The organism is Methylacidiphilum sp. Yel, from assembly GCF_004421185.1.
In the GTDB taxonomy this organism is placed as follows: Bacteria; Verrucomicrobiota; Verrucomicrobiia; order Methylacidiphilales; family Methylacidiphilaceae; genus Methylacidiphilum.
Window position 1 is genome coordinate 1 of sequence record NZ_LXQB01000070.1, and the last position, 5,488, is coordinate 5,488.

The 5,488-nt window shown below is 44.5% G+C and carries 4 protein-coding genes and 2 pseudogenes; 3 read left to right on the forward strand and 3 right to left on the reverse strand.

Going from position 1 to position 5,488, the window contains the following annotated elements; genetic code table 11:
* Positions 1–882: pseudogene (locus A7Q09_RS10565) on the forward strand (hypothetical protein); the annotation flags it as partial.
* A gap of 37 nt (positions 883–919) precedes the next feature.
* On the opposite strand, the gene A7Q09_RS09320 reads toward A7Q09_RS10565, so the two are convergent.
* The 3 genes from A7Q09_RS09320 to A7Q09_RS09330 all read right to left on the reverse strand — a co-directional run bounded on the left by A7Q09_RS09320 (position 920) and on the right by A7Q09_RS09330 (position 2,963).
* Positions 920–1,315: a hypothetical protein gene (locus A7Q09_RS09320; protein ID WP_134391184.1), complete on the reverse strand. Its 396-nt coding sequence runs from the start codon at positions 1,313–1,315 to the stop codon at positions 920–922.
* 15 nt (positions 1,316–1,330) lie between these two features.
* A complete protein-coding gene (locus A7Q09_RS09325; protein WP_134391185.1) occupies positions 1,331–2,164 on the reverse strand; it encodes a peptidyl-prolyl cis-trans isomerase in 834 nt (277 codons plus the stop codon).
* Positions 2,165–2,225: 61 nt separating this feature from the next.
* Positions 2,226–2,963 (reverse strand): tetratricopeptide repeat protein, encoded by a 738-nt coding sequence (locus A7Q09_RS09330; RefSeq protein ID WP_134391186.1) that lies wholly within the window; start codon positions 2,961–2,963, stop codon positions 2,226–2,228.
* A gap of 224 nt (positions 2,964–3,187) precedes the next feature.
* Between A7Q09_RS09330 and A7Q09_RS09335 the strand changes: the two genes are divergently transcribed.
* Both A7Q09_RS09335 and A7Q09_RS09340 read left to right on the forward strand, forming a co-directional pair.
* On the forward strand, positions 3,188–4,918 hold the full coding sequence (locus A7Q09_RS09335; RefSeq protein WP_134391187.1) for a hypothetical protein: 1,731 nt from the start codon (positions 3,188–3,190) through the stop codon (positions 4,916–4,918).
* 177 nt (positions 4,919–5,095) lie between these two features.
* Positions 5,096–5,488, forward strand: a pseudogene (locus tag A7Q09_RS09340) (hypothetical protein); the annotation flags it as partial.

Below are 5,488 nucleotides of genomic sequence, written 5' to 3' on the forward strand. Positions count from 1 at the left end.
CTAGAGATAAACGAGTTATTACTTAAGGCCTGTGGGCTGCGTTGGGATAGTTGTCAGTATCCCCAGGTGGATGGATTCCAACCGGAGGTCAGACGGCTTAGGGAGAGGGCTATAGAGAGGTTCAGAGGGAAGTTGAGCTGTGGGGGTAATTTTGGGATGAAAGATCCGAGGATGATTCGGCTTTTGGAATTTTGGCATGGGGTATTTCGGGAGCTTGGGGTTAGTCCTTGTTATGTACTTTCTCTGCGGGATCCTTTATCGGTAGCTGAATCGTTGTTTAGGAGGAATGGGTTTTCGCGGGCAAAATCGTTATGTTTATGGTTATCCCATTATCTTTTGCCATGGGGGGAGTATGCCCCGTTTTTGAAAGTCGTGGTTAGTTATGACCAGTTGATGAGTCAACCGGGGGAGGAGTTAGAACGGGTAGCCCGAAGGTTGGGCTTAAGGAGGGAGCCTGGGGTTGTGGAGAGGATGCAGCAAGAATTTTTGGATCCGGCTCTAAGGCATGCGTGTTATTCGGAAGAGCGGCTGAGGGATCAGCTGGGTGGGTTTAGTTTTTTGTATACGGTATGGGAAGCTTTTGCGGGTTTGGCGTATGGGAGGCAGGAAGAGGAAGCCAAGGAAAAGATTGGGAAGCTTTCTAGGGAGAGTTTTTCCTTGAATGAACTCTTTGGTTTTGTGGATCAATACGAAAAGCTTGTAGAGAATCTCTACAATGTCCTTTACTCTTTTCCCAGTGAAAAGCAGAGTCAACGCATGGTGGATGATGCATTCCCGAAGTGTATTTTTAAGCAACTAACCAAGCTCTATACAAAGCAAAGCCTATTGATTCTAAAAAACATGGTATCTCAGTTAAAATCTAAAAACACAAAAAGAGACTAAATAGCGTCGGTTACACAGCTTCTTTTTTTCTATGGCTTCATTGTTCAATATAGCGGATCGCTGTGGCATGAAAAGCTGGAACGATTCTTGTGGGCACCGTGTCGTACATCCCTCCGGTATTATTCATCACAAAAGGATAGCCAATGGTTGTTGAATTATCTTCGACTATCAGCGCTTCGGCGCCTAATTCTCTTGCCTTCATGACTAAGACACTGATCAATTGGGTCTTTGGCGTGCCTTCTGCACTGCGGGTATCCAGCTCGGCTATCTTCAGGTATTTTCGCTTTGGAGGATGATACATTACTTCCACATAACGGGTGGGGGAATAGGTGGTTTGAGTCAATTTCTTGACTCGGATGGCTTCTTGATGCGCACAGCTTATGGCAAAGAATAAAGATAAGAAGCTAATCAGCAAATAAAAAAAAGTTTTCACACGTTTTCTTTTAGCCTATTGCGAAGTGGTGGAGACAGAAAGGGGGAAAATCTGAACGTTGCCCGCAGCAACAAGTTCCTGGACATAACGCTTAAGGTCTTCCTGTTGGATCTGTTGGATGAGCTGGGGTTTAACCTCCTCGAAAGTCGGCACTCGGAAAGGTCGAATGGCTAAGAGCTGGATGACTTCCCAGCCTAAAGAAGAAAGAATCGGTCCACCGACTTCTCCAGGCTTGAGCTTTTCGACTAAAGATAAGGCCGAGAGCACAAGCGTTAAGCTATTCTGCCAACCTAGTTCCCCACCCCTGTCGGCCGTTTGTTTTTCAAGAGATTCGCAGGCAACCAAAGAAAAGTTTTCTCCTTTCCGCAGCCTTTCCATTATTTCAAAAGCTTTCCTGCGAGTCGGCAGCACAATATGCCTGATTTTATATTCGACTTTGGGGAGTGTTTTCAGGAGTTGGAGGTAACGCTCTTTGAGTTCGCTTTCGGTAGGAGTCCTTGATTGGACCTTTTTTTGGACCACCAGTTCGGTGAGTACTTTGCGGTTTAGCTCATCCTGGGCTTTTTGGACTTCGTAGGTTTTTTCAAGTTCAAGCCTGCGGGCTTCTTGATAGAGCAATTCCTGCTGGACAATCGTTGCTAGGGCATTCTGGATCGCCTGGCTATCTGGCTTTAGGACCCCTACCTTTTTGAGTTCATTAAGAACATAAGACTTCCTTATTTCCACCCCATTGACTATCGCCAAAAGTTGGTCGTCAGTGGCAGAAGTGAGAGGTTGATTAAAGCTGCGACCTACTCCTAAGCAAAGGAAAAAAAGAAGAAAAAAAGTCCAGAAAGTTAGGCTTTTCATTAGAGTAAGCCATTATAATGATACAAGGGAGGATATTTTCAAGAGAAAACAATTTTTTTCTTTAAGGTTTTTTTTGGCTAACAGAGGCTTTTGCTGTAACCCTTGAAAGGTTTTGTTGGAGGATCGTATTTGTGGGGTTTAAAAGATAGGCTTTACTAAAAGCTAAATGAGCAGCCTCTTTTTTGCCCAGTTTTTCATAGCAAAGTCCAAGATTATGCCAGGCTTCAATAAGACCATGATCTAGAAACGCTGCTTTCTGCAAGGGATACAAAGCTTCGTTAAACCGTCCCAGATTCATGTAAGCAACTCCCAGGTGCAACCAACCCTGCGGCGTAGGCTTAAGCAGGAGCGCTTCTTTAAAAGCTTCAAGAGCTTCCTTGTGCTTAGCCAAGTGTTCTTCTTCAAGACCAAGAGCCATCCAGTTGTCTGGATCTGTGGGATCGACTGCTACCGCTTTTTTGTAAGCTAATAAGGCCTTCCTACGGTTTCTCTGGAGGGTGTAGCATTCGCCTAAAAGACGGTAGATTTGTCCGTTTTTAGGATCGAGGCTTTGAGCTTTTCGTAATAGAGGAAAAACTTCTTTGTAGTTTTTTTCTTCAATTAAATGCTTGGATCTGTTAATCAGAAGCTTTGATAAATTCTCTTTGGAGAGAGAGCGAGAAGAAAGAGCGGGCTCTTTCCTTGGGGATGCGTTGGAAGAAGTGATTGGAGATGTCTTAGGGTTTTGGCTCAGAGCTAAAGAAGAAGAGAGAAAAAAAGGAAGAAAAAAAAACAAAGAAAAAACGGTTATTGGTTTCATAGGCTAATAGGAGTATAGTATTATTTTTCTATTACCAAAAGATTTAAAAAAACTAAGCTTGAGGAGCTTCTTTTATTGTTGTATGAGCTAGTAGCTTTGTTTTATTCTTTCTTTCCCATTTTTTTATGAAATGTAGCGTGTTTTTTTTTCTTTTTGTCTTCTGCTTGCATTGCTTATGCCTCAGCGCGATTGCCCAGAAAGAGTCTTCTTCTGAAAACAGCGACTTGGCTACGGGATTTCCCCCTTTGCCTTCCAACCAAGAAAAAGAAACTTCTTCCAGGGTCGATTCTCAAGAGATTCAGTCCGCTGAAGCTGCGCCTTTTAGCCTTCCAAAAGAAGATGTAACTATCAAGCCCATAAAATCCCAACAGCAGAAAACCCGGCCGATCATCGTGCTTTCTAATGGCTATACCTACATTGTAACAGGCAATACGGTGCTTTCTAAACGTTCGATTCAAAAAGCGCTTCGATTAGCTACTGGCCCAGAAGATGCGGTGAACAAGTTGAAACTGCTCTACCAACAAAAAGGCTATTTTCTAGTGACTGTGCGCAGTGTGGCTATGGGTAAAGAAATCGAACTGGAAGTCATTGAAGGAATGATCACCACCATCCATGCTCCTAAGCCCTTGGACCTGTTTTATTATGGCCTTAAAAACCGGCGCAGTGTCCAGACAAGCGATGTGATCCGGGATAACATCAATGCCGAGAAGTATGCGAACCGCCAACAGGAGCAGCCTAAAGTGAATTTTGAACCGGGTAAGGATTTTGCTACAAGTGAAATGTTTGTGGAAGCGCAGCCGGTTCAAACTTTTACGCCTAATGTTCTTGATGAAGCCAAGCCGTGGGATACCTCCGTAATGTTTGGAAATTATGGGACGAGGTTTGTTTCTCGCTACCTGACCGATCTTTACGTTGGGTATCGGCCGGGCTATGGGCTGCAGATTACTGGGGATCTATCCTATGGGCTGACCGGCTTTGATACCTATAGTAATGGAGGACTTTATTATGCTGGCACTTTTGGCCTTTCCTGGGCTTCTCCGTTGGGGCTTTATGGAGTGACTTACCGGCAGATGCATTTTCAGGAGGGGCCCAATGCCCTGGGGCTATTCAATATCCCTGGAATGACTCCAGACCTGGCTACACTCCTTGCTTCAGGAAGTACTGGGGATTTGCGTTACTGGCAGATTTATGGGCAGCAGATCGCTTATGCTAGTGAATCGATCCGTTGGACCTTTGATGAGTATCTGTCTTTGACTAATTTCCAGGATTATTTTATTTTCCAGCACCTCTACGCACAAGACTACAATGAATTTCAGATCGGTAGTTCGTTCAGCCAGAATTTTAACGTTTTTGGTAGACCCGCTCGGTGGGATGCGGGCATTCATTATGTTCATGCCTTTTCGCATGGAGGTTTTCAGGTCTTAGACCAAACGGTTATTACCCCTGGGGCGCCTTTCCCCTATTTTAGCTATTTTAAGGCTAACTTGGATTACGTTCAAAGTTTGCCTAAGGGGATGAGTTTTATGGTTTCAGGCTATGGGCAGCTTTCCGAGAACACGCTACCCATTATGGACATGTGGATTTTGGGGGGGATGGGCAATCTTTCGGCATGGTATCCTGCGGTGCTTTTTGGAGATACGGGATTTATTGGTCGCACCGTGCTGTATTCGCCGACGTGGAAAGTCTGGGGCTTTACGATCAACGCTTCAGGCTATACGGAGATTGGGGGTAGCCGGTTTAGCTTTGTGGCGCCGGGACCGGAGGGAGCGGCCTTACCCGCTTGGCAGTATTTGGGGGATGTAGGGGTAGGATTGGATGTTGTGCACCGGTATGGGACGACTCTTAGCGCCTATGCGGCTTTCCCGATAATGTCTATCAATGTACCGGTGGATCAGCGGAATTATGCTACAGGAGGAAGAGCAGCTATTCTGTTTGTGTTAAGACAAAATTTTTGATTTTTTTTGTTGACGGTTAGAAAAGGAATAGAGAACATGCGGACAATATAAAGGAGGGAAGGAATAAGCAAATATTTTATTTTTTTTATTATTTTTTGGTTGACAGAGTGAAAAGAAAGCTAGCTAACACTCCAGCGAGTCTAAAAAATTAAAAATAATTCAAGGAGGAAAACTAAAGTGAGTAGAAAGTTCTTAAGAAAACTCTACAAGGCGCTTTTAATTTTAGCGGCTGGGCTATGGTTAAGTCTGGGGCAAAAAGGTTGGGCAATCCCGTTTTCAAATCAATTACCTGGAAATGGACAATGGGTATCAGGAGCAGCTCCAACGTATGCAGGTGTGCCAGGATCAGCAACGTTAACAGTATCTGCACCTACAGGCATACTATGGGGTTCAGCTGCACCGAACATAACAAATGTTCCAGGAAGTGCGCCTGGGTTTAATATTGGTCAAAATGCCACTTTAAATATAGTTGGTGGTAATCCGGTGTTAAACGTGGATGTCACGGGGAATCCATCCTACATCATGGGGACCTTAAATGCTGCTGCTGGTACCCCTGTATTTGTGGCTAAT